Raw genomic sequence first — 25,453 nt, forward strand, 5'->3', positions numbered from 1 at the left:
ACGAGAATCGCGTCACGGCCGTGGGAGCACGTGAGCGCGGCAGCCATCGTCAGCGCGGGCGCGGTATCGCGGCGCGCCGGTTCGACGATGAGCTGCGGGGTGACGCCGCTCTCGCGCAATTGCTCGTCGATGATGAAGCAGTGTTCGCCGCCACAGACCACGATGGGCGATTCGGCTAGTTCCCATTCCTCCGGAAAACCGTCGAGCCGGCGTACCGTCGACTGCAACAGCGTATCGGCACCGACGACGTCGATCAGTTGCTTCGGATAGTGCTCGCGCGACATCGGCCACAATCGCGTGCCCGAGCCACCGGCCAGCACCACGGGGACGATCCGCCGGCACGGCGTGCTTTCGCGCGCGAGCTGGGCGCCGAGCGCGGCAATCGGTCCACGAGCGGACAACCCGGCAACCCCACCGCCATATCGTTGTTCGGGAGTTCTCATGCCATGCTCCCGTTAACCGCCCACGTCGCGGCGGCTTTGCATGCGGAACTCGGTCGGCGAAATCATCATGCGCTTGCGGAAGATCTTCGCGAGCCGATCGCCGTTGCCCATGCCGCTGCGGCGGGCGATCTTGTCGACAGGCAGCTCGGAGTCGATCAGCAAGCTGCAGGTGATCGCCAGACGCGCCTGCAGCAGATAGTCGGACGGCGTCATGCCCAGCTCGAGCTTGAAGCGGCGCAAAAAGTTGCGCTCGCTCATGGCGGCAACCTGCGCGGCATCCGCGATCGAAATCGGCCGTTCGCAGTTGTCCTGGAGCCAACGCGCCGCCGCACGAATCTTGTCGCCCGCACTCGCTGCGCCGGCGTCGCCCAGAATCGGTACGAAGCGGGCGCTGGAGCCCGGCATCAGCCGCTCGGCGACGCTGCGCGCGATGTCGAGGCCCAGGTCGCGCTTGACCATCGTAAGCGCGCCTTTCATCGGCGCGAGCCGGTCGCCTGTGTCCGCGATGGGGGCGTCGCGGCCGGCCTGCTTCAGATAGGAGTTGAACTGATACTCGCTGTCGCGATTGCCGATCCCGGCCGCTTCGAGCAGCAAGTGTCCTTCGTCGATGGAGCGCACATTGGCGGTCTTGACCTGCACGCGGCGCAGCCAACCGATCAGCCGCTCGTCATGCGCCGCGGCCGTCGCACCCCTGCCGCCCGCGACAAAGAGCGCATCGAAGCCGCTGAAGTGACGCGCGTCGAGCCCATCGGTCCACACGCGAACCGACGACGAGCACGTCACGTTGCCGCCGCCCGCGGAGAGGAAGGTCACGTCGTAGACCCACTCGTCGCTGGAGCGTGTACTGACGATCTCATTGGCCATATGGAAGACTTCGGCAACGAGGCCTGTGCCGAGGAGCGAAAAGCCGTCGAACAGAACGATCGCGATACGGCGCGTGGCGGTGTGCGCGGCGCTCGTTTGCGACGCACGCAACCAACCCATCACAGCGGGTTCGATACTCGCGTAAGGCATGGTATTTCCCTCAATATTCGTTGCCTGCATAACGGCGGCCCCTTTTCGGCAATTCGCAGTGCATCATAGACAGCAGGTATCCATTTGGCGGATTACGTGACGTAATCGAACGGCATCTTGGCGGCATTGATGCCGTCCGGTGTCTTCGAAAACCTCTGCCATCTCTGCCATTGCCGAAATACACTCCTACCGTAACCAGACAAATCCGATTAATTTCCGAATCCTCTGCACATCATTTAGCTAAAGAACGCCTGCGCGCCGGCGCAACGCCGCCGACGCCCAAGCCCGCTCCTCGTCGAGCGAACCCGGTCTCCTTATGTGGCTGAATGAACTGCTGGATTCGGCCTCGTTCGAGCCGATGGAACCGCGCGCGGCGACGGTCACGCCTTCGCGGCAATCAGGACTTGCCGGATCTGCTCCGCAATTAGCGAACCAGACCTCGAAGACACTTCCGAACAAACGCACGATAGGAAGATAGTCGGAGTCGCGCCGGGCATCTGTGGCGCAAGCCACATTGGCGCATAACGCCTAATGGCGGAAACGGTCGATTTGGGACGCCACGGTTCTGGTTTTCCTATTTTGTAATACGAAACGATAGGAGTGCTACCGCTTTCATGTTTCATTTATGATTCATTTAATGGCGGCCCGAATATACAACTATTTCAGACATTGACCGCTTTCATTGAGATGTCATAACTTCACTAATTAATCTGCTCAGTAAAGCCGATTGCAGCCGCTTGGCGGAAGGCGACGCGGCTTCCCCCGGGCTTGGCCGCTCGCAGTCGCCCATCGGTCGGGCTTTGCGCGCAGCGCGTTGCGCCGGGGCACGAAAGATGCGAACGGCCCACGCGCGACCGGCAAACCTTGCGCCGTGTGCTGGCAGCCGCAACGAATCGATTCATCTTTGCAACGTCTGCGCACTGTCCGAGACCGCGACCCGACGTTGCCGCAGACGCCAGGCCAAGCACGAATCCGCCACTTGGCGTTGCGCAAATAAGCTAGATGTTTCACTCCCGATAATTACCGAATCGGGGTAGTCTTTCGTCCACCGAATCGCCGGCCAATACGGTTTCGTCAGACGCAAACGTTTGCACATCGCCGTCGCGCCCGATTCTTCATCGCCTGGCGTCACGAGCCGTTCCGGCAAGGCCGCTCTTGCGGTCGAGGGCCCCGCCTAAGCGGGTCGCGCCTCTTCGTGCCGAATCGACACACCGCGTCATTCCCTTGGTTGCGCCGCCTTCTGGCGGCCCCCGTTCATCGCTCTTGCGATGCGGGATGCCTGCGCTCGTCACTTTTTACGGCGCGGCTTTTTTCATACCTTACGAATGAAGACGAAAACAACTGCGCTGTCAAAGCGTGCCCCCCGCCTCCTTCCGTCCCTGCTCACCGAGCGTTCCAGTTTTCCCCCTCCCTACGTCGCCTTGCCGGCCACACTCGCGTGCGCGGTTCTCGCGCTCGCCGCGTGCGGCGGAGGGGGTGGCGGCGGCGCCGGCTCGGGCTCCGCGGGTGCCAATCAAGCGAACACCGCCGCGCCCATCGTCGCGGCGGGCGCTCAGGCGCTGACCTGCGGATCGGTGTCGAGCCCGACCAGCGCGGCGTCCTCGAGCGGCGACGCAATCGAAGCCGACACGCCCGGCAGCGACGGCTCGCGCATGTTCGCAACGGGCAGCCACTTCAAGCTCGCCTTCACCACACGCGCGGCGCAAGCCGATACGCTGAGCTGGCAGATTCGCGACGACTGGAACGTCGTACGCGCGAGCGGCAGCTTTCCCGTGCAAAGCGGCGCGAATACCGTGAACCTCGATTGCTCCTCGACGCTCGCCGGCTATTTCGCCGTCACGGCATCGCTGACGTCGAACGGGGCGCAGTTGCAATCGCGCGGCACACGTCCGGCCGGTATCGCGACGTTCGGTGTGCTGCCCGACTTGTCGGCCACGCTACCCGCCCCCGTCTACGCGCGCGAAGACCAGCACCGGTTCGGCGGCCAGGGCGCGAACTACCTCGTGGCGGGCACCACCTGCTGCAGCGGCGACGGCTATCGGCCGCTCTACACCGACCTCGGTCTCGCGTGGGTCAACGACAATCGCAACTGGTACATGGAAGAACCGAACGGTCCCAACACATTCACGCCGGGTACGGGAACACTCGCACCGTACTTCCGCGGGGGCGACATCATGCGGCTGATCCAGCTCGACGGCATTCCCGCGTGGGCGAGTCCGACAGGCGGGCAGACCGAAGGTTATGCGCCCTCCTCGGAGGCAGCGTTTCAGGATTACGCGAGCCGGGTAGGCACCGATTCCGCGATGATCCACGCGGCCTACTTCCCGAAAGCGGCGAACAACTACTACCAGATCACGTGGGAGCCCGACGGCGGCGGACCGACGCACTGGTCCGACACGGATGCCAACATGATCTCGATGTACCGTGCCGCTTACACGGGCCTGCATTCGACCGATCCGAACGCGATGGTCATGGGCGTCACGGCCGCGCTCGTGCGCACGAACTCGGAATGGCTCGCACGTCTCGCGCCGCTGGGCCTCGCCCAGTATCTCGACGGATTGACGATTCACGGCTACTACGACGTGGGGAATTCGCCGTCGCATCCGCCCGAGCGGCATGCAACCGACCCGAATCCGGCGGATGCGGCCAACGCGCTGCCCGCTTCGATGCGTGAGTTGCGTCACGCGATGGCCCAGTATATGAAGCCCGGCGCCAAACTGTTTTCGACGGAAGCGGGCATCAGCTACGACATGGGGACGTCGTACGGCGCCAACTACCCCACGCAGAATGTGCTCTTCGCTCACGGTGCCGTCGTCGCGCGCACGCACTTGATTCTGCTCGGCGAGGGTGCGGACATGACCTATGTCTTCTATTCGTCCGATACGCCCGATGGGCCCGGCTACGGACTCTTCTTCGATTTGTCCAATGCCAACGGCAGCTACGGCTCGAACGACATCAGCCCCAAGCCGGCCGCGATGGCTGTCGCCGCCATGACGCGCATCGTCGATGGCACCACGACGCTCGGCTATCTCAACGATGTCCCCACCGGCGTCTACGGCTATGCGTTCCAACGTTTGAACGGCGGCAAGATCGTCACCGCCTTGTGGACGCACAACAATGACGTGTGGAGCGCAACGGCGGGCTTCAGTGCCACCTACACCGTGCCCTTCTCGCTGAAGGTCGACGACGACGGCACGTCGGGCAATGTCACCGTGCTCGACGTCATGGGCAACGCCACGTCCATGGCCTATAGCAACGGCCGCATTACGCTGCCGCTCGGCGAGTCGCCCATCTACGTCGTCTCGTCGAACCGCAACGCCATGATGTCCCACGTCACGGTTCCCGCCGGCTACGTGGCGCAGTGACGCGGCGGGCCGCTCCGACGGGAGCGCGGATCGTTCACACGAAATGTTCGCCAGGGCACGGTCCCTGCGCGAACACTGTGCTGAACTCGAGAATCCGCCTTCCAGGAGCGCCTTCGTTTCATGCCCGCAGCCCTCCTCGACCGCGCGGCGCATCGGCGCCCGCGCCTGAGCCGGCTCGCATCGTTCGCGACGCCGGTCCTCCTCTCGCTGGCATGCGCGCTCGCGGCCTGCGAACGCGGCCGCACCGACGCTGCGCAAGCGCAGCCGACGCGCGCCGCGGCCGCCCCGGCCGCCACCGCCAAGGCGATGCCGTTCAGCGTGAGCGGATCGATCGCCTGCGAGCCCGGCGCGAGCACACACGCGGCGCGCGAAAAAGGCGACGCACTCGAAGCCGATACGCCGGGCAGCAACGGCACGCGCACGTTCACCGTGGAGCGGGACTTTACGATTGCGTTCACGACGCACATCGAACACGACGACACCGTCGTCTGGCAAATACACGACGCGCGCAATGCCGTGCGCGCGAGCGGCCGTCTGCACGTAAGCGCCGGTGCGCGCACGACCACGCTGCGCTGCCGTTCGCCGCTGGCCGGCTATTTCGCGGTCTCGGCGCGGCTCGCGGACGCAGGGGCTGCATTGCCGGCCCGTGGCACCCGCCCCGCGGGCATCGCCACATTCGGCGTGCTGCCCGATGTGGCCCGCGTGCTGCCGGCGCCGACCTATTCGCACGAAGATCAGCATCGTTTCGGCGGACAAGGGACCAACTACCTCGCGCCCGGCGAAACCTGCTGCGATGGAGACGGCTATCGGCCGCTCTACCCGACGCTCGGCTTCTCGTGGGCCAACGACAATCGCAACTGGTACATGAAAGAGGAGGAAAAGGCCGATACGTTCAAGCCCGGTACCGAGACGCTCGCGCGCTACTTCAGACAGGGCGACATCATGCGGCTCATCCAGCTCGATGGCATTCCGGGCTGGGCGAGTCCCACCGGCCAGCGCACGCACAGCTATGCGCCGTCGTCCGAGGCCGCCTATCGCAGCTACATGCGCCGGGTCGGCGAGGACTCCGCGGCCATTCGAGCGCGCTACTTTCCGAATCAATCGAATAATTATTATCAAACGACCTGGGAGCCCGACTACGACGGCGGACTGCCCTGGCGCGATACCGATGCGCACTTCGTCGCGCTTTATCGCGCGACCTACGAGTCGATTCATGCGACCGATCCGCACGCCGTCGTCATGGGCACCGCCAACGCATCGGTACGCGAAAACACGCGCTGGCTCAAGCGCCTCGCGCCGTTGGGTCTCGCGCACTACCTCGACGGCCTGGCGATTCACGGTTATTACGATGTCGGCTGCTCGCCGTCGCACCCGCCCGAACGGCTCGCAACCAGTGGGGAGGCCGCCCGCGCGGCGAATGCGCTGCCCGCTTCGATGCGCGAGCTGCGTCGCGCGATGGTTCAGTATCTGAAACCCGGGGCCAAACTTTTCGCGACCGAAACCGGTATCAGTTATGACATCGGTACCGCCTACGGCGCCAACTACCCCACGCAGAACGTGCTCTTCGCCCAGGGCGCCGTCGTCGCGCGCTCGCTCTTGATTCTGCTCGGCGAGGGTGCGGATATGACCTACGTGTTCTATTCGTCGGACACGCCCGACTCGCCGCCCGGCTACGGGCTGTTCTTCGATTTGTCCAACCCGAAAGGCAGCTACGGCTCCAACGACATCAGCCCGAAACCCGCCGCCATGGCCGTCGCGGCCATGACGCGCATCATCGACGGCACGACTACGCTCGGCTATCTCAAGGACGTCCCCTCGGGCGTCTACGGCTATGCGTTCCAACGCTTGAACGGCGGCAAGATCGTCACCGCCTTGTGGACGCACAACAATGCCGTGTGGAGCGCCGCGACCGGCTTCAGTGCGACCTACACCGTGCCGTACTCGCTGAAGGTCGACGATGACGGCACCTCCGGCAATGTCACCGTGCTCGATGTCATGGGCAACGCCGCATCCATGCCCTACAGCAACGGCCGCATCGTGCTGCCACTCAGCGAATCGCCGATCTACGTCGTCTCGTCGAACCGCAACGCCATGATGTCCCACGTCACCGTTCCCGCGGGCTACACCGGGCAATGACCTGGGGCGGCGCGCACCGACGTGCGAACGCGCACCGGCTCGCATATCGCGGCCGGAGCTTCGCCGTGCAGCGCGAAAGTATCGAGGCCATCTGACAACATCTCGCGCTTTTCCGACGCTGCGCGAGGCGCGCCGCGCCGCGCCGCATATGATGCGACGCAGCCAGTCCATTAGCTTTCACCCCGTGCACGATTCTTTTTCCGCGTCGAACCAGGGCGCCGGGAATCCGGGCTGGCTGCCACGAACGCTGCAAGGCGAATGTCCGCGAGCGGCGCCGATGTCGTCGCGACGATATTGCTCTCATGACCAAACGCATCGCTATTCTGATCTTCGACGCGTTTTCACTCGTCGAAGTGAGTTCGGTCGCCGAGGTGTTCCGGCTCGCCGACGAGATCGAACTCGAACGCGAAGTCGCAGCGCAGGAGCACTCAGGCGCGCCGACGGGCCCCGGCACAGGCTCGGCCCCCGGTGCGGGCGCGACGCATGCAGGGCAGCCTCCGCCGCCATCGTCGCGCACCAGTCCGGCACCGCGCGCCGAGCCGCGGGTCCAGGCTCACGTCGAGCCGCAAGGCATGCCCGAAGCACATGAGCCGCCCGAACCCTACGAACTCGTCGTCGTGTCGGACGTCGGCGGCAGTATTGCGAGCAGCGGCGCCATGCGCGTCTGGTCGGAGCGGCTCGAAGACGACGGCGCGCGCGGTTTCGATGTGCTCTTCATCGCCGGCGGCCCGGGCGCCGCTCTCGCGAAAAGCGACGAAGCCTTTCTGCGCCATCTACGTGCGGTGCTCGAGAAGACCCGCATCGTGAAGGCGATCGGCGAAGGATTCGCCATCCTGGCCGCCGCCCATGCCGTGAACGAACATCCGGAAGCGGGATCGCCCGTGCCCAGCGTGCCGCTCGCGATCGGCGCCGCTGCGGGAAGTCCACCGCTGATCGAGCAGCCCGTCGCGCTCGACGATCCCCTCGGCCCGATCGCTGCCGCGCTGTCGATCGTCAAACGCGATCGCGGCGCCGATGCCGCGCGCGAGATCTCCGAACGCTCGGTGCCGGGCGCGTGGCGGCGTCTCGGTGCCGTGCTCGGCGAGCTCGATGAAGGCGGCGCGCGCGAGAAGATCAACGCCGCGGCACGATGGATGCGCGAAAACTACGGCCGCCCCATTTCGGTCGCCAAGGCCGCGCAGGTCGCCGCGATGAGCGAGCGCAGCTTCTTGCGCCGCTTCAAATCGCAAATGGGTCTCACACCGTCGGAATATCTGCTGCGTGCCCGGCTCGACGCCAGTTGTCTGCTGCTGGTTGCAACCGATCTGCCGGTGGACAAGATCGCCCGCCGTTGCGGGGTGAGCAGCGGCGACGGGCTCGCGAAGATTTTCCGCAAGCGGCTCGCGATCTCACCGACCGAATACCGGATCGCCGAGCGCCGGCGCACCAGTCAGCGCAGCTAGGGCCTGTTCACGCTAATTGCAGGCTTGCGCTGGCCACCAGAAGGGCCGAGCGCAAGGAATGGGACGAAGGGAATACTCGACGTATTCACAAGGAGCATGACGCGGCGATCGGCCCTACGAGGCGATCCCGTTCGGCAACTCGCCGAGGCGCCGCACTTCGGGCGACTCGAGCCAGCCCGGCGAGCGCGCGCAATACAGCAACATCGGCAACGCATCTTCGCCCCAAAAGAGCTGGCGATTGAGCCGGAACGTCGGCACGCCGAATACGTCGAGCGCGATCGCATCGTCGAGATTGCGCTGCAGCCGCGACTTCGTCTCCTCGTGTTCGACGAGCCGCTCGCCATGCGGCATGCCGACCGCGCTGCAAAGATCCGCGAAACCGTCGGGCGTCGACGGATCGCGGCCATCGCGCCAAATAAAACGAAACATCGTGCAAACGGTGGGGAGATCGGCACCGATGGCAGCCGCGAGCAGCAGCGCCTTCGTCGAATCGAACGGATGCACCGGCGGCATCTTGAACGGAATGCCGAGCTGTTCGGCACGAAACAGAGCGTGACGATAGGTGAACGCCCGTTTGGGCGGCACTTCGCTCGCCGGTCGCTGCCCCCAGTGGCGATAGAGCGCATGGACCGAAACGGGCACGAGGGCGAACGGCAGGCTGGGCCATTTGTCGTGCTGCTCGAGCAGGAGATACGAGAACGGCGACACGAAGTCGTAGAACCACAGCGGCATGGCCGCATCGATACCGTGCTTCATTGTTGTCTCCCGTTGCACCCTGGACCGCCTCGAGCCGTGCGACGCCGCCGGACTACCCGGCCACGCCGCGCGTACCTTGAATCTTACGCGCGCTGCCTTGCGACGTGCGCGCCCCCTCAGCTCTTTTTCGCGAGCCGCTCCCGGACAAACCCGATGTGCTCTCGCAGCACGTAAAACTGGTCCGCGTAGGCAAGCGGCATCTTGAGCCGGTTGACCGATGCCTCGATTTCGTCGAGGCGGTCGACGAGCGCCGAACGCTCGCTTTCGGACGTGTCGCTGAGCGAAGCGCGCTCGAGCGCGATCAGCGAACCATACCAGCGATAAATGCGCGACTTCACACGCCACGCATAAAGCGACGGCACGAGACGCAGCCCCGGAATCAGCACGACGACGATCGGCACGATCAGCACGATGAGCCGGTCGGCGAGGCTCGCCAACCAGAACGGCATCAGCCGATAGAGAAAACTCTTGCCGGACTTGTAGTAGCGCGCGGCGTCATCGCTGATGGGAAAATCGTGCGCGATCGGCGCCGGAAACTCGCCCGCGCGCTGAAGCAGGTTCGGCCGGCCGTTGACCGCACGCGCAGCCTCGATCAGGAGATCCGATAGCGCCGGGTGCAGCGAATCGCGAGCGATCAGCTCGACCGTTGGCGCGAGCGTGTGGACCGTGCGCGGAGGCTCGTTCTTGCCGAGATCGAACGCGCCCATCGGCAAGACGACATCGGTCAGATAGGGAAAGCGCCGCGTGTACGCATCCGCCTGGGAAAACGAGAAGAGCCGCACGCCTCGCGTGCGCGTGAGCCGGGCCATCACAGGGACTTGCGCCGAATCGCCGGAAAAGAACGCGGCATCGATGCTTCCTTGCGTCAACGCATCGGCCGCTTGTTCGCCGGTAAATGGCAGCAACGTGGTACTGCCGCCCGGCTCGATCCCGTTGGCCTTCAACAGCGTGAGCGCCAAGGCGCGTGCGCCGCTGCCTTCGGGCCCGATCGCCAGGCGCTTGCCGGCGAACGCGGACAGCCTCGTGTACCGGGCGTGTCCGTTGTAGAACACGGCGAGCGGCACGTAGGCGACGCTGCCGAGCGACACGAGCCCTTTCGGCACTGGCCGCGGTACCGCGCCGCCGTCGGGCGCCGAGGCGGCGTCCGATGCAGCCGACGGCGGCGTACCATCCGATGCGGCCAGCGCCAGCGCCAACGTGGAGGCGGATGGCGATACCCCGGGAGCCGGCGCGGCGGACGCAGAGGCCGCGACCGGCTGGGAGGCCGATGAACCCGACGACGCCGACGAAGGCGCCGACGCGCTCGCCGCCGACAGCTCAGGCGGCGGCGCCACGAGTCCGCTTTGCACGAAACCGACATCGACACCCGAGTGCGCGTTGGAAAGCCGCTCCAGGTTCTCCTGCGACCCTTCCGAACTCAGCACGATCAGCTTGATGCCGTTGCGCGCCAGAATGCGCCGATAGCCGATGGCGGCGTTCCAGAACGAGCTGCCCGGCGGGCCCGCGGTGATGGTGAGCGTGGTCGGCGGCGCAGGCTGAATGAGGCGGATGGCACCCCAGATTGCGGCCGCCGACACGAGCAGGATCGGGCCGAACGAGACCGCGAGATCGCGCCAGGAAATGGCTACGAAACGCGCGACGAGGCGCGGCGCGCGGCGTGGGCGGTCGGAAGTCGGTTTCATCGATAGTGGGATCGGACACGTCGGAACAGTGAACTCGCGCCGCCGTGTCTTGGACCGCGGCGCCCGCCGATGGTACAGGATTCGCGCCGTCGCGCATCCCGTTCGCCGCCAGGCCGGGTCCTTTGCTGCAGTGCAACGAAACCGGTTCCATGAGACAATCCCAGCTTTGCGGCGAGCCCCATGGGGAACGACGCCCGGTTCACGGGCGCGCCCCGGCAGCGGCTGTGCCGCATATCCTTGGTTTCCGGTTTTACGTCTTGCCCAGTCCCGCCGCCGAGCCCATGTCCGCCGAGTCCGCCTCCGCATCTGAACCCGCGTTGTCCGATCGCACGGCAACCGCGCGTATCGTCAGCGTCGTTTGTTTCACATTCATCTGCTATTTGACGATCGGGATCCCGCTGCCCGTCTTGCCGGGCTTCGTCAACGGCGACCTCGGCTTCGGCTCGGTCCTGGCCGGCGTGGCCGTCAGCGTCCAATACGCGGCGACACTCGCTTCGCGGCCGCACGCAGGCCGCAGCGCGGACGCACGGGGTGCCCGGCGCACCGTGCTCACCGGCCTTGCCGCGTGCGGTGCGAGCGGCGCGCTGCTGCTCATCGCCAGCATGTTGACCGAGTGGCGTATCGCAAGCCTCGGCGTCCTCTTGCTCTCGCGGCTCGTTCTCGGCTTCGGCGAAAGCTTCGTCGGCACGGGCGCGATTCTCTGGGGCATCGGACGCGTCGGCGCGCATCACAGCGCACGCGTGATTTCGTGGAACGGCGTCGCCACCTACGGCGCCATTGCCGTCGGCGCGCCGGCCGGCGCCGCGCTGGCCCATGCGCTCGGCGGCCCGTGGGCGCTAGGCGCCGTCACCGTCGTCCTCGCGGCGCTCGGCTACGCGTTCGCGCGCCGGGTCGCGCCGGTCCCGCCTGTCCATGGCGAACGGATGTCGTATGCAAGCGTCTTCATGCGCGTCCTGCCCCATGGCCTTGGCCTCGCGCTCGGCACCGCGGGCTTCGGCGCCATCGCGACATTCATCGCGCTCTACTATGCCGCGCGCGGCTGGCAACACCCGGCTCTCGCGCTCAGCGTATTCGGCATGCTGTTCGTCGGCGCCCGCCTCGCATTCGCCAATGCCATCAAAACATATGGCGGGTTGCGCATCGCCATCGCGTCGTTCTCGTTGGAATGCGCCGGCCTGATCCTGCTGTGGCTGGCCGGCACCCCGCATGCCGCGCTGGCCGGTGCGGCGCTGACCGGCTTCGGCTTCGCGCTCGTATTCCCCGCACTCGGCGTCGAGGCCGTGGGGCTCGTGCCACCCGCGAGCCGCGGTGCGGCGCTGTCGGCGTACTCGGTGTTCTTCGACCTCTCGCTCGGCATCATGGGGCCCCTGGCGGGCTATGTCGCAGGCGTTTTCGGGTATGGCTCGGTGTTCCTCATGGCTGCGCTGGCCGCCGCCGCAGCCGCAGTGCTGAGCGCGAGCCTCTACGTACGTTACGTGCGCAACGGCGCCGCCCCGGCGTTTTAGGCCGCGTCGTTCGAATCCGGCGGTTAGCCGCCCCATGTCCGCTCATTGCGCACGTATGTCATACGATGACTGATGACACGTGCCGCGGCTCCGCTCGCCCGCAATCGCACTAGCTCCGCGGGTTTACGAGATTTCTCAGCCGGAACGGTTCGGAACTACACTGCTCGACGTAGTACGACAACATAAGACTCAGCGCGGGCCGCGCGTCCCTTGCCGCTCGCCGACCCTATCCAGGAGGCGTTCCAAATGACAGCAAAAAGCCGTCGTCGTGCATCATCGATTTCCGCCATATCGAACGTCCGCCTCACGCGCCGCGCATTCGTCGGCCTCGGCGGTGCGGCGCTCGCCAGCACGCTCGGACCGCTGAACGCCGTGCGCGCGTTCGCCGCGGCGCCCGGCATTCCCCAGGTCGATCTCATTTGGGGCGAACACGGCGCGGCCGCGAGGATCGCGGCGATGGTGGCGCATGTTTCGAACACGCTCTTTCGTCCGCGCGATTACGACGTGACGGCTTACGGCGCACAGTCCGTGAGCGTCGTGGCGGCCAACTCGCCCTACACGAACGTGGCCAAGTCGCCTGTCAGCCCAGGCTCCGAGAAAACGCCCGCCCCCAATGCGTTCGACTCGCGCCCGGCATTCCTGGCCGCGATCGACGCCTGCCACCGCGAAGGCGGCGGTCGTGTCGTCGTTCCGCCCGGCAATTGGTACTGCGCTGGGCCGATCGTCCTGCAAAGCAACGTCCGCTTTCACCTGAGCGCGAACTGCACGATCTATTTCAGCCCGAACCCTGCCGACTACGCGAAGGACGGTCCCGTGGATTGCGGCGCCAACGGCCGGCTCTACTACAGCCGCTGGCAGGCCGACGACTGCCTGAACTTCGGCGCTCCGGTCTATGCGCGCAATGCGATCAACATCGCGCTGACGGGCGAAGGTCCGAGTTCGGTGCTCAACGGGCAAGCCATGACGCCGTTCTCCGGCAGCGGCAACAACAGCGTCTGCTGGTGGACTTACAAGGGCTCGTCCGGCGCCTACGGAGCAGGCGCATCGGTGCCCAGCCAGGCGTATGCCAACCCGAACAACGCCGATTTGCGTCTCGTCGCGCCCGGCATCTCCGACGCGCTCTATGCGCTGCTGACCTCGCCCAGCACCCCGTGGCAGCAGGACCAGAACTACTTGCCGGCGCTTTCCGAAGCCGGCGTGCCCGTCGAAAAACGCATCTTCGGGCTCGGCCATTATCTGCGTCCGTGCCTGGTGGAATTCATCGACTGCAAGAACGTGCTGATGGAAAACTACCAGACGCAAAACACGCCGTTCTGGCAGCACCATCCCACGGCCTGCATGAACGTCGTATTTCGCGGCGTGACGACCGACAGCATCGGTCCCAACAACGACGGGTTCGATCCCGAGGCCTGCACCAACGTCCTCGTGGAAAACTGTACGTTCAACACCGGCGACGATTGCATCGCCATCAAATCGGGCAAGAATCTCGACACCGAATACGGGCCGGCCAAACGCCATTTGATTCGCGATTGCACGATGAACAGCGGCCATGGCGGCATTACGCTAGGCAGCGAGATGGGCGGCGGCGTCGAGCAGATCTTCGCGACGAACCTGTCGATGCTCAACGCAAACTGGCAAACCAATCCGCTCAATATCGCCATTCGCGTGAAAACGAACATGAATCGCGGCGGCTACGTGAAGGACTTCCACGTCAAAGGCGTGACGCTACCGAACGGCGTCAGTCTCAAAGGCGGTGGCTACGGCAGCGCGTTTCTCGCCGGCAGTCCGATCAATGCGAGCGTGCCGCTGGGCGTCGTCACGCCGGCGGCAGGCAATCCAGCAGCGGCTCAAGGCGGAATCGTCACGTTCGATTGCGACTACCAGCCCGCTAACGATGCCGTCAGAACGCGGCCGCCCGTCGTGCAAAACATCACGATATCGGACGTCAAGGCGAGCAACGTGACGTTGAACGGCGTAACCGCCTCCTGTTTTCAGGCGATCGTCGCGCAAGGTCCCGTCGCATCCGACTACAACGGACCCACACCCGCGCCGGCCGTCGTGCCGATCTCGGGCGTCTCGATCAGCAACTGCGACTTCGGCACCCCGGTCGCGGCGGGTCCTGCCACGGTCACCTCGCCCGGGCCGATTTATGCCTACAACGTGAACGCGATCGCGCTCTCGAATACGGTCATCGCGGGCCAGATCGTCAACACGACGATCGTCGACAAGCGCTAAGCCCTCGGGGCGGGATGGAATGGAGATTGCTCGCTACGGACCTGCGTAGCGCTGTTTCTCCGGAGCATCCCGCCATGAGCAAGGCAAACAAGAGTCCGTCATATCCGTTCGCGTCCGGCGGTTGGGGATCGCTGAAAGCGGTAACGAACATCCTCGCGCAGGAAAAGGTCACACTGAAAGACAGTGCGGTTCTGCTCAAGCAGAACAAGCCCGACGGATTCATGTGCGTCAGTTGTTCGTGGGCAAAGCCGGCCGATCCTCACACGTTCGAGTTCTGCGAAAGCGGAGCAAAAGCGACCGCGTGGGACCTCACTGCGAAGCGCATGACACCCGAGTTCTTCGAACTCAATACGGTGAGTTCGCTGCTGAACTGGCCCGACCATGACCTCGAGGAGGCCGGAAGACTCACCGCGCCGATGAAGTACGACGCTGCTACCGATCGATACGTCGAAGTCAGCTGGGAGGACGCCTTTCGCGAGATCGGCCGGGAACTGGCCGCGCTCGATCCCAAGAGCGTCGTTTTCTACACGTCGGGGCGAGCATCCCTCGAAACGTCATACATGTATCAGCTTTTCGTGCGGATGTATGGCTGCAACAATCTTCCCGACAGCTCGAACATGTGCCACGAGAGCACCAGCGTCGGACTGAAGGAAGCCATCGGAGTCGGGGTCGGCACGATCACGCTCGACGATTTCGAAAAGACCGACCTGATGTTTTTCTTCGGACAGAACGTCGGCACCAACAGTCCTCGAATGCTCCACCAGTTGCAGGAAGCACGCAAACGCGGCGTTCCCATCATCACGTTCAATCCGCTGGTCGAGCCGGGCCTCGTTTCGTTCGCGAACCCGCAGTCGCCCGTGCAGATGTTGACACCCGCGCAGACACCGATCAGCACGCAGTACCACCAGGTGAAGACGGGCGGCGATACGGCGGCGATCCTCGGCATCTGCAAGGCGGTCATCGAAGCGGACGATCGAGCCACAGCGCAGGGCTTGCCTCGCGTCCTCGATGTCGCCTTTATCGATGAACACACGATCGGCTTCGAGGAGTTCGCTGCCTATGCGCGGGCAACCGACTGGAGCGAGATCGAACGTGTGAGCGGCCTCACGCGCGCTGCGCTGCTCGATGCGGCCGACGAATACATGCGGGCCAACGCGGTAATGGCGCACTTTGGGATGGGTTTGACGCAGCATCGGCTCGGCGTGCAGAACGTCCGCATGCTCACCAACCTTTTGCTGTTGCGCGGGAACATCGGCAAGCCGGGCGCCGGCCCCTCGCCGGTGCGCGGACACTCCAACGTGCAGGGCCAGCGCACGGTGGGCATCACCGAGAAGCCGGAACTGGCGCCGCTCGATCAGCTCGCGACGCAGTTCTCGTTCGAGCCTCCGAGGAGCAAAGGGCTGAACACCGTTGAAGCGTTCGAAGCAATGCTGAATGGCGAGGTGAAAGCCGTCGTCAATCTGGGCGGCAATCTCGTACGCTCGGTCCCGGATCGGCTGCGCACGGAACCGGCATGGGCAGGTCTGCGCTTGACCGTCAATGTGGCGACGAAGCTCAACCGCAGCCACCTCGTTCACGGCGAAGTCTCGTACGTCCTCCCGTGCCTGAGCCGAATCGAAATTCACCGTACGCCACTAGGCGAACAAGCCGTTTCGATGGAAGACAGCACGGGGTGCATGCATGGCTCGAAAGGCGTCACGGAACCCGCCAGCGAAAAAGCCCGGCCGGAACAATACATCGTGGCGGGCATCGCCAAAGCAACGCTGGGCGAGCGTTCCACCGTCGACTGGGACGCCTGGCGCGACGACTATTCGCTCGTGCGCGAGGAAATCGCCAAGACCTATCCCGACATCTTCCACGACTTCAACGCGCGCATGTGGCAGCCGGGCGGCTTCCACCGGCCGCTTGCCGCACGTCATCGCCAGTGGAAAACCCAATCGGGCAAGGCCGAGTTCCTCACGCCCCACTCGCTGGGCGAAGACCCCGACATGCCGGAGAAAGTGCCTGAAGCGCTGCGTCTGATGACATTGCGCAGCGACAGCCAGTTCAATACGACGATCTACAACACCGGAGACCGTTTTCGCGGCGTGAAGAATACGCGCATGGTCATTCTGATGAATAAAGCGGATATCGAAAAACGTCACTTGCATGAAGGCCAGAAAGTGACGCTGCAAACGATCGCCGACGACGGCATCGACCGGCGCCTCGAAGGGCTCGAGATCAAGGCGTATGCGATACCCGAGGGTTGTATCGGCGGCTACTACCCGGAATGCAACGTATTGCTGCCGCTTTGGCACTACGCGAAGGAAAGCAAGGTACCGGGGGCGAAATCGATCCCGGTGCGGATCGTCTAGAGCCTGTTCACGTCCGACTGCTTTGCGGTGCGGGTGCCGCGCGGGAACGCAGCATGCTCACCGGAACGCGCACGGTCCCTTACCGTGTCCCACCATCAGAGGTCGATACCATGCCCTACGTGCCCACCATCACGACGATGATTCGTCTCGATCACTCCCACGCCGTATCTGCATTTCATCGCTACGGTAGCGAAACCGCATGGTGGCGCAAACGTGCGATCGTCACCTCCGTCTGCAGAGCGCTTGAAATACATGCACAGCTCGAAGAAGAATTCTTCTACCCTGCCCTTGCGCGCATCGCACCGACTGACGAAATTCTGAAGAAGAGCCAGTCCGAGCATGACCAACTGCGCGAAATCATCGCGAAGCTGCGTGGCATGGGCCCGGAGAACGCCGCCTACGATTCGCTGTTCATGGAGTTGATGCGCGATACCCTGCACCATGTCGCCGATGAGGAAACGAAGCTGCTACCCCTCGCGGAGCGCGCGCTCGGTCCCGAATTGCGCACGCTGGGCGCGCAAATGATGCGCCGGCGAATGCAGTTGCTGGGAGAACATCCCGTCGAGATGGCAGTCAATACGGCCGGTACATTCCCTGTTGCCACAGCCGTCGTGGCGACCGTGCTCGCCTGCGGCGTGGCGCGGCTAGTCAGGGGCAATCGACACGCGCGCGCGGCATGAACCGCCGCGCATTGTCCGACACGGGCGCCCGCTCATGCCCTTCCCCTCTGATCGCGACGAGTTTCCGCCCGAGCGCTTCGTGTATCGCGGCTACAGCGTGACCGTGCACACGCAGCGCAACGAGCGCAACAGCTGGCTCGCCGTCATCGATGTCGAACGCGACGGACAACCCGTGCAACTGGAGGGACCCGAGACCGTCGTACCGGTTTGGGGCACGCGGGAGGAAGCGCAACGGGCGGGCATCGAACGCGTGCGCTACCTATTGGATCAGCGCGACGGAGTGCTCGCCCTTCGCAATCCGGCGCGGCCGAGATGAGGGCCCCGCCTGAACGGGTCTTACCTTATTCCAAACGATTCCTTGATTTTCCATACGACGGCCACCTACGATAGTGAGCCTCCCCCCTCTCTTGGAGAGGCTCATGCCGTCCTGGAAACCCGATCCGACGTTCTACCCGTCTGCCCGGCTCGCCGCAGACGCTCCCCCGGAAACGCTGGCCTACGTGGCGAGCTTCGATCCGAAGCGCGCCACGCCCGATGAAATCGCCGTCGTCGATCTCGATGCGGATTCGCCGAGCTACGGCACCATCGTTCACCGCGTCGCCATGCCCAATACCGGTGACGAGCTGCATCACTTCGGCTGGAACGCCTGCAGCTCGTGCCTGTGTCCGAACGCGCCCCACCCGCACTCCGAGCGCCGCTATCTCGTCGTGCCGGGGCTGCGCTCGTCGCGCATCCACATCCTCGATACGAAGCCCGACCCACGCCGCCCGGCCATCGTACGCGTGATCGAGCCCGAGGAGCTCAAACGCAAAGCGGGCTATACGCGCCCGCATACCGTCCATTGCGGCCCGCAGGGAATCTACGTGACCGCGCTCGCGAACGCCGAGGGCGAAGCGCCCGGCGGTGTCATGCTGATCGATCACGAGACGTTCGATGTCCGCGGCCGCTGGGAAATCGAGCGCGGACCGCAAGAGCTCGCCTACGATGCCTGGTGGCATCTCGGCTTCGACACGCTCGTGTCCAGCGAATGGGGGCTGCCGGCCACGTTCGAAAACGGCCTCGTGCCCGAGGTACTGCTCGGCGGGCAGTATGGCCATCGGCTGCACTTCTGGGATCTCAACACGCGCAAACACCAGCAAACCCTCGATTTTGGCGCCGAACATCAACTCGTCTTCGAGCTGCGGCCGGCGCACGATCCGACCAAGGCCTACGGTTTCGTCAATTCGGTCATCAGTTTGAAGGACCTGTCGGCATCGATCTGGACCTGGTATCGAGACGGCAACCGCTGGGCCGCGCGCAAAATCATCGAAATCCCGGCCGAACCGGCGGACCCGGCGATCCTGCCGCCGATGCTCAAGGGGTTTTCCGCCGTCCCGCCGCTCGTTACCGATATCGCGCTTTCCCTCGACGACAAGTCGCTGTTCGTCGCCTGCTGGGGCACCGGCGACATGCACCGCTACGACGTTTCCGATCCGTTTCACCCGGAGTTGACGGGCACGGTGCGCGTGGGCGGCATCGCCTCGCGCGCCACGCATCCCTGCGCCGACGGCCGTCCGCTCAACGGGGGACCGCAAATGGTCGAAGTCAGCCGTGACGGCGAACGCGTCTACTTCACGAACTCGCTTTACGGAGCGATCGACGAACAGTTCTATCCCGACGGCATCGCCGGCTGGATGGTCAAGCTCGATGCGCCAGCCGGCGGCGGGCTCGAGTTCGACCGGGAGTTCTATCTGCCGTGGCATGACACCCATCGGCCCCATCAGATCCGGCTCGAAGGCGGCGACGCGTCGTCGGATTCCTACTGCTATCCGTGAGACGCCGCGGGAGGCGTGGGATCCGTATGAGTGCGACACTGAGCGCGGCAAGCGCCGCCACCGTCGCGACGAGCTGGGTAGCCATCGTCGGCAGCGGCGTCTTTCACGGCGTCAATCCGGCCATGGGATGGCTGTTCGCGACTGCCCTCGGGCTGCAGCGCGGCAGCCGCCAGGCGCTTTGGGCCGCGCTGCCGCCGCTGGCGCTCGGACACGCCGTGTCGGTATTCGCCGTGACGAGCTCGGCGCTCGCGTTCGGCGTGCTCGTGCGTACGCTGCATATGCAGCTCGCACTCGGGGCGATGCTGATCGCATGGGGCATCTATCACCATCTCTACGGGCATCGGCACCGCATCGCAGTGGGCATGACGGCTGGATTCGCGGGGCTGGCCTTGTGGTCCGCCGCGACGGCGACGCTGCATGGCGCCGGGCTCATGCTCGTTCCCGCGCTGATGCCGCTTTGCACGAGCGGCGCGTTCGGACCGCCGGGCGGGCCGCTCGGTCCCGCCGCCGCGGCCACGCTGCTGCATACGGCCGTTGCAACCGCGACCAGCGCGATCCTCGCGTTCGTTGCCTATCAGTATGTGGGGCTCGGCGTCTTGCGGCGCGGCTGGATCAACTTCGACTGGCTCTGGTCGGCCGCTCTCGTCGCGGCCGGCACGTTCCTGCTGGCGTTCGGCTGAAACCCGGTCCTGCGCGCGCCGCGACCGCCGTGCCCGGGCGTCTGGAAGCCGATCCGATGTCTTCCTCGAACGATCGTCAGCGGCGGGCAGCGTCGAAGCATTTGCGCAGCCCCTGCCAACACTCGAAGTAGCGCGCCTGCAACTGAGCGCTTTCGAGCGCAAAACGCGTCGGCCGCAACAACGTGCGCGTCTCGAACATGAAAGCGAGCGTGTCGGCTACCTTTTGCGGCTTGGTCGTATCCATCGTCGACGCCTTTTCGAACGTGGCCGCATCGGGGCCGTGTCCGGCCATGCAGTTGTGCAGGCTCGCACCGCCCGGCATGAAGCCCTCCTCTTTTGCATCGTAGACGCCGTGGACCAGCCCCATGAACTCGCTGGCGACATTGCGATGAAACCAGGGCGGTCGGAAGGTATCTTCGCCCACGAGCCAACGCGGCGGGAAAATCACGAAGTCGAGCGAATCGACACCCGGCGTGTCGCTTGGGGATTGCAGCACGAGGAAGATCGACGGATCGGGATGATCGAAGCCGATCGAGCCGATCGCGTTGAAGCGGCGCAAATCGTACTTATAAGGCGCGTAATTGCCGTGCCACGCCACGACGTCGAGCGGCGAGTGTCCGATATCGGCGCGCCAGAGCAAGCCGTCGAGCTTTGCCACCAGCTCGAAGGCGCCCTCCCGGTCTTCGTATGCGGCCTGCGGCGTCAGGAAGTCGCGCGGATTCGCGAGCCCGTTCGAGCCGATCGGTCCGAGATCGGGCAGGCGCAACAGTGCACCGAAATTCTCGCAGACGTAACCGCGCGCGCTTGCGTCCGGCAGCGCCACCGAAAATCGCACGCCGCGCGGAATGACGGCGATCTCCGACGGTTCGACGTCGATCCGTCCCATCTCCGTGGCGATCGCCAGCCGCCCTGCTTGCGGCACGATCAGCAGTTCGCCGTCCGCGCTATAGAAGAAGCGGTCATGCATCGAGCGATTGGCCGCATAGAGATGGATCGCACAACCCGACATCGCCGCGGCACTGCCGTTGCCGGCCATCGTAACGAGCCCTTCGACGAAATCGGTCGGCGTATCGGGCAGCGGCAGCGGGTCCCATCGGAGCTGGTTCGGCGGAGTCGGCGGAACTTGAGCAAAGTTCGCGACGAGTCGCGGCGATGGCCCGCCAGCATCGTCCGCCGGCATGCGCTCGAAAGGCTGGTGGACCGCCGCCGGGCGGATTCGGTAAAGCCACGAGCGGCGGTTATGCGCGCGCGGTGCCGTGAATGCGGTCCCCGACAGTTGCTCGGCGTACAGGCCGTACGGTGCGCGCTGCGGGGAATTACGGCCGACGGGCAGCGCGCCGGGTAGCGCTTCGGTGGCGAACTCGTTGGCAAAACCCGACTGATAGCCGTCAGGTCCGCTGTGGCTGGAGGCTGGGTGCATGAATCCTATCTCCGTGGTGCTTCTGGATTTACGCATGGTAAAACCAATTACTCATTGTTGATTCAACGTAAACCCTGATGGAGCACTACCGGACAATATCGATATAAGTAACGACGAAGTACCGATGCTGCCGGCCAGGGTGCTGCTACCATCGACACAGCGCCCCTCCCACGCCTGCCCATGATCCCCCCGACCATTCCCGCGCTCCTCGAACACGCCGCCGCTCATCCTTTCTTGCGCGAGCACTTGTCGTCCGGCGGCGACACGCCGCCGGGCTTTGCCTATGCGCACCTGGACGGCTTGCGCCTCGAAAGCGGCTATCAGCCCATCTTCGACGTGAGCATGAACGGCATACAAACGCTCTGGTCCGCGCCCGACAGCGCAGACCGCTTCGGCGACGAGCTGGGCTTTCAGGCACTGACGCTCGCGCCCGGCGGCACGCCGTTCGATCCTTGCGAACGCGTCGAGGACGACCAGGAACTCGTCGCGCGCGATCGCCTCGCGCGCACGCTGCATGCAATCAACTTTTTCGGCTCGCAACAGCACGGGCTGCTTTTTCTGCGCGTGCACGAGCGTCTGCTCAAGAGCGTCAAGTACGATCACGGCCAGCACTTTTCCACGGTGCTCGTCTCGCTCGGCCTCAACCCCGCGCGTATCGTGATCGAACTGCCCGGTATCGCGGTCGCCCATCGCACGTTTCTCGGCTATCTCACGAAGAGTTACCAGCGCTTCGGGTTCAAAGTGGCGGGTAATCTGCCGAATGCCGGACACATCATGTCGGTATCGGACATGGCGCGGCTCGACTTTCTGAAGATCGACGGTGCAGCTGTCTTGAGAGATGCCATGACCAAGCCGCTCATCGCGTACGCCAACCGACTGCACATTCCGCTGATTTTCGATCGGGTGGCGACGGAAGCGCAATTCGATGCGCTCCAGCAGTTCGGTGCGCGCTTCGTGCAAGGGCCGCTGTTCGAGCCGCACGCGCGGATCCGCTAACGCGGGGCATCCCGCTCCAGCGCTTCGCGCGGCGGTGCGATGCTTTCGCGACAACAGACCTGAAAGGAGATCACGATGGCCGAGCCTGCCCGGTTTCACTGGGACGATCCGCTGCTGCTCAACGAGCAGTTGACCCAAGAGGAACGCATGGTGCGCGACGCGGCGCACGCCTATGCGCAAGACAAACTGCTGCCGCGCGTCACCGAAGCGTTTCGTCACGAGCGCACCGATATCGAGGTCTTCCGCGAAATGGGCGCCATCGGTCTGCTCGGTCCGACCATTCCGGACGAGTACGGCGGGCCGGGGCTCAATTTCGTCAGCTACGGCCTGATCGCACGTGAAGTCGAGCGGGTCGACTCGGGCTACCGCTCGATGATGTCGGTGCAGTCGTCGCTCGTGATGGTGCCGATCTACGAGTTCGGCTCCGATGCGCAGAAGGCCCGCTATCTGCCGAAACTCGCCACCGGCGAATGGATTGGCTGCTTCGGGCTCACGGAACCCGATCACGGCTCCGATCCGGGCAGCATGGTCACGCGCGCACGCAAGGTCGAAGACGGCTATGTGCTGACCGGCGCCAAGATGTGGATCACCAATTCGCCGATCGCCGATGTGTTCGTCGTGTGGGCCAAGCTCGACGAAGACGGCAAGGACACCATCCGCGGCTTCATCCTCGAAAAAGGCATGAAAGGCCTCAGTGCGCCGGCCATCCACGGCAAGGTCGGACTGCGCGCATCGATCACCGGCGAAATCGTACTCGACGATGTCCTGGTGCCGCGCGAGAACATGCTGCCCGATGTAAGCGGCTTGCGCGGACCGTTTACCTGCTTGAATTCCGCGCGCTACGGCATTGCCTGGGGCGCGCTCGGGGCGGCGGAATCATGCTGGCATACGGCGCGTCAGTACGTGCTCGAACGCAAGCAGTTCGGCCGCCCGCTCGCGGCCAATCAGCTCGTGCAAAAGAAGCTCGCCGACATGCAAACCGAAATCACGCTCGGCTTGCAAGGCGTGCTGCGCCTCGGCCGCATGAAGGATGAAGGCATCGCGGCGTCCGAAATCACGTCGATCATGAAGCGCAACTCCTGCGGCAAGGCATTGGACATTGCCCGTCTAGCGCGCGATATGCTCGGCGGCAACGGCATCTCGGACGAATTCGGCGTTGCGCGCCATCTCGTCAATCTCGAAGTCGTCAATACCTACGAAGGCACACACGACATCCACGCGCTCATCCTCGGACGCGCCCAAACAGGCATTCAAGCATTCTTCTGAGCGCGTGGCACCCGGCCGTATATCGGCCGGTGCCTGTGTAAATTCGGCGTCGCGCCGACGAAACTTCTTCAAGCCGCGCGCAGTCTGCGATAAAGCCGTCCGGTGAGGCGCATCGGTTATGCGAATCGGGCCGGGAATGGATTCTGCATGTGCATCGGGTGTGGCATATGCCCGCCGGCTGTCCTATCTTTGGTACGATGCACGCGTGGATGGAAACTAGGGGATTCGAATGGCTGAAGTTAACAAGGAGAGATTGATGTCCGATATCAGAACCGTCCTCGCGGATGCCGAGGACCTCTTGAAGCAAGCCGCGAATGCCACAGGCGAACGCGCCTCGGAATTGCGCGAAACCGCGCTCTCCCGGCTCAAGCAAGCCAAGGAAAAAGCGGCCGACGTCCAGGTCGTCGTCGTGGAAAAAGGCAAAAAGGCTGCGCGCGCAACGGACGACTACGTGCATGAACACCCGTGGACGGCTATCGGCGTTGCAGCGGGGATCGGCATGGTGCTCGGCCTTCTCATCAACCGCAAGTAATCCGGGTGCGCCGGCCGGCGCGCCGGTGCCCGTCAGGCTGCCGCCGAGCTGGCCCGGTCGGCCGTGAGCCTGTACGGCAAATTGCTGGCGCCGTCTGCCCGCGCGGGGTTATGCGCTAATCCGTCCGAACTTCATGCCAAACGACGACAACCCATCGCCGCATTCATCCGCCAACCAGCACGGACCGCTGCGACGGATGCTGAGTTCGCTCTACGCGCTGTTGCAAACGCGGCTCGAGCTCATCGGCATCGAGCTCGCGGAAGAGCGCGAGCGCATTCTGGCCGTACTGTTTCTCGGCCTCATCGCCGTCATGTTCGCGATGATGGCGCTCATCAGCCTGACAGCCCTGATTGCCGTGGCATTCTGGGACACCTATCGATGGCAGGTTCTTGCAGGCATTACCGGCGTCTATGGAATCGGCGCGCTTTTGTGCGCGCTCAAGGCACGCAGCGGTTTGCACGACGCGCCGATCGTTTTTCAAGCGACGCTCAACGAGTTCGAGAAAGACCGCGAGATGTTCCGTCAGCCTTAGTTTTGGGTGATCCTTGCCGTTGATTACCGTTGATTACCGTTGAGCGCCCCAATCGAACCGAGATTCACTGCCCGCCATGAGCCAGACTAACGAGCATCACGCACGTGCCCGCGCGCACGGTCCCGTCAAGGACCTGAGTTCTCCGCAATTGCGCACGGTCCGCAAGGAGTTGCTGCTGTTGCGCGCCGAGGTCGAGCGTTCCGAGTTCGTGCACGCGCGTATGGAGCTTCATCACAGTCTGTCGAGCTTCGGCTGGCTGAAGCTGTTCGTCCCGGGCTTTTCCAGCCATCGGTCCAGGGCGGGCGGCAAGAGCATCAACGCCTCGCTGACCGATTGGTTCACCGGCCACCCGCTGGTGAGCTCGCTCGCGTCGTTGATACTGGCCAAGCCGCTGCGCGCGACGCTGGCCGCCGGCACCAAGCCGCTCATCAAGTGGGGATCGCTCGGCGCGGCCGCATGGGCGGGGTATCGCTTTCTCGCGCAAGCGATTCACCGCGAGCACGCGCGGTCGGCCACGCAGACCGGCGATGCGCCGTAACGCGCTTGCAGCGGTGCGCCGCTGAGCGCTCTTATCTCCGCGAGCTGAGCCGAGCCGGTTCGA

20 protein-coding genes are annotated in these 25,453 nt (G+C 64.6%); 15 read left to right on the forward strand and 5 right to left on the reverse strand.

Features of this window, described 5'->3' with window-relative positions:
* Together VGL01_RS05650 and VGL01_RS05655 are read right to left on the reverse strand one after the other, a co-directional pair.
* Positions 1 to 443 (reverse strand): sugar phosphate nucleotidyltransferase (locus tag VGL01_RS05650; protein ID WP_331567871.1); only part of this gene is annotated, 443 nt, incomplete at its 3' end.
* Positions 444 to 455: 12 nt separating this feature from the next.
* Positions 456 to 1,457 carry a GlxA family transcriptional regulator gene (locus VGL01_RS05655; RefSeq protein WP_331567872.1) on the reverse strand — a complete coding sequence of 334 codons (1,002 nt, stop codon included), beginning with the start codon at positions 1,455 to 1,457 and terminating at the stop codon, positions 456 to 458.
* A gap of 1,325 nt (positions 1,458 to 2,782) precedes the next feature.
* Here VGL01_RS05655 and VGL01_RS05660 point away from each other — a divergent pair.
* The 3 genes from VGL01_RS05660 to VGL01_RS05670 all read left to right on the forward strand — a co-directional run bounded on the left by VGL01_RS05660 (position 2,783) and on the right by VGL01_RS05670 (position 8,400).
* Complete coding sequence (locus VGL01_RS05660) at positions 2,783 to 4,822, forward strand: hypothetical protein (protein ID WP_331567873.1); 2,040 nt, start codon at positions 2,783 to 2,785, stop codon at positions 4,820 to 4,822.
* A gap of 120 nt (positions 4,823 to 4,942) precedes the next feature.
* Positions 4,943 to 6,958, forward strand: coding sequence for a hypothetical protein (locus tag VGL01_RS05665; RefSeq protein WP_331567874.1), 2,016 nt, complete (start codon positions 4,943 to 4,945; stop codon positions 6,956 to 6,958).
* 302 nt (positions 6,959 to 7,260) lie between these two features.
* Positions 7,261 to 8,400: a helix-turn-helix domain-containing protein gene (locus tag VGL01_RS05670; protein WP_331567875.1), complete on the forward strand. Its 1,140-nt coding sequence runs from the start codon at positions 7,261 to 7,263 to the stop codon at positions 8,398 to 8,400.
* A 114-nt stretch (positions 8,401 to 8,514) separates the two neighbouring features.
* On the opposite strand, the gene VGL01_RS05675 is transcribed toward VGL01_RS05670, so the two are convergent.
* Together VGL01_RS05675 and VGL01_RS05680 are read right to left on the reverse strand one after the other, a co-directional pair.
* Complete coding sequence (locus VGL01_RS05675) at positions 8,515 to 9,156, reverse strand: DsbA family protein (RefSeq protein ID WP_331567876.1); 642 nt, start codon at positions 9,154 to 9,156, stop codon at positions 8,515 to 8,517.
* 116 nt (positions 9,157 to 9,272) lie between these two features.
* Positions 9,273 to 10,838 (reverse strand): TAXI family TRAP transporter solute-binding subunit, encoded by a 1,566-nt coding sequence (locus VGL01_RS05680; protein WP_331567877.1) that lies wholly within the window; start codon positions 10,836 to 10,838, stop codon positions 9,273 to 9,275.
* A 281-nt stretch (positions 10,839 to 11,119) separates the two neighbouring features.
* Between VGL01_RS05680 and VGL01_RS05685 the strand changes: the two genes are divergently transcribed.
* The 7 genes from VGL01_RS05685 (at position 11,120) to VGL01_RS05715 (ending at position 20,106) form a co-directional block, all read left to right on the forward strand.
* Entirely contained in the window at positions 11,120 to 12,343 is a 1,224-nt protein-coding gene (locus tag VGL01_RS05685) for an MFS transporter (RefSeq protein ID WP_331567996.1), read from the forward strand.
* 246 nt (positions 12,344 to 12,589) lie between these two features.
* Positions 12,590 to 14,578: a glycoside hydrolase family 28 protein gene (locus VGL01_RS05690; protein WP_331567878.1), complete on the forward strand. Its 1,989-nt coding sequence runs from the start codon at positions 12,590 to 12,592 to the stop codon at positions 14,576 to 14,578.
* 74 nt (positions 14,579 to 14,652) lie between these two features.
* A complete protein-coding gene (locus tag VGL01_RS05695) occupies positions 14,653 to 16,932 on the forward strand; it encodes an FdhF/YdeP family oxidoreductase (protein ID WP_331567879.1) in 2,280 nt (759 codons plus the stop codon).
* 110 nt (positions 16,933 to 17,042) lie between these two features.
* A complete protein-coding gene (locus VGL01_RS05700) occupies positions 17,043 to 17,612 on the forward strand; it encodes a hemerythrin domain-containing protein (protein WP_331567997.1) in 570 nt (189 codons plus the stop codon).
* Positions 17,613 to 17,646: 34 nt separating this feature from the next.
* Positions 17,647 to 17,928, forward strand: a complete 282-nt coding sequence (locus VGL01_RS05705) for a DUF6566 family protein (RefSeq protein ID WP_331567880.1) — start codon at positions 17,647 to 17,649, stop codon at positions 17,926 to 17,928.
* 103 nt (positions 17,929 to 18,031) lie between these two features.
* Positions 18,032 to 19,426 (forward strand): selenium-binding family protein, encoded by a 1,395-nt coding sequence (locus VGL01_RS05710; RefSeq protein ID WP_331567881.1) that lies wholly within the window; start codon positions 18,032 to 18,034, stop codon positions 19,424 to 19,426.
* A 26-nt stretch (positions 19,427 to 19,452) separates the two neighbouring features.
* Positions 19,453 to 20,106: a hypothetical protein gene (locus VGL01_RS05715; protein ID WP_331567882.1), complete on the forward strand. Its 654-nt coding sequence runs from the start codon at positions 19,453 to 19,455 to the stop codon at positions 20,104 to 20,106.
* A gap of 76 nt (positions 20,107 to 20,182) precedes the next feature.
* Here the strand turns inward: VGL01_RS05715 and hmgA are convergent, their stop codons facing one another.
* Entirely contained in the window at positions 20,183 to 21,526 is a 1,344-nt protein-coding gene (gene hmgA, locus VGL01_RS05720) for a homogentisate 1,2-dioxygenase (RefSeq protein ID WP_331567883.1), read from the reverse strand.
* 180 nt (positions 21,527 to 21,706) lie between these two features.
* On the opposite strand from hmgA, the gene VGL01_RS05725 reads away from it, so the two are divergent.
* The 5 genes from VGL01_RS05725 (at position 21,707) to VGL01_RS05745 (ending at position 25,390) form a co-directional block, all read left to right on the forward strand.
* On the forward strand, positions 21,707 to 22,522 hold the full coding sequence (locus VGL01_RS05725) for an EAL domain-containing protein (protein ID WP_331567884.1): 816 nt from the start codon (positions 21,707 to 21,709) through the stop codon (positions 22,520 to 22,522).
* Positions 22,523 to 22,597: 75 nt separating this feature from the next.
* On the forward strand, positions 22,598 to 23,788 hold the full coding sequence (locus tag VGL01_RS05730; RefSeq protein WP_331567885.1) for an acyl-CoA dehydrogenase: 1,191 nt from the start codon (positions 22,598 to 22,600) through the stop codon (positions 23,786 to 23,788).
* Between the two features lie 229 nt (positions 23,789 to 24,017).
* Positions 24,018 to 24,320, forward strand: coding sequence for a DUF883 family protein (locus VGL01_RS05735; protein ID WP_331567886.1), 303 nt, complete (start codon positions 24,018 to 24,020; stop codon positions 24,318 to 24,320).
* Positions 24,321 to 24,453: 133 nt separating this feature from the next.
* Complete coding sequence (locus tag VGL01_RS05740; RefSeq protein ID WP_331567887.1) at positions 24,454 to 24,852, forward strand: phage holin family protein; 399 nt, start codon at positions 24,454 to 24,456, stop codon at positions 24,850 to 24,852.
* Between the two features lie 76 nt (positions 24,853 to 24,928).
* Positions 24,929 to 25,390 (forward strand): hypothetical protein, encoded by a 462-nt coding sequence (locus tag VGL01_RS05745; RefSeq protein ID WP_331567888.1) that lies wholly within the window; start codon positions 24,929 to 24,931, stop codon positions 25,388 to 25,390.
* Positions 25,391 to 25,453 lie beyond the last annotated feature (63 nt).

The sequence above is a fragment of the Trinickia sp. genome (assembly GCF_036503415.1).
Classification (GTDB): domain Bacteria; phylum Pseudomonadota; class Gammaproteobacteria; order Burkholderiales; family Burkholderiaceae; genus Trinickia.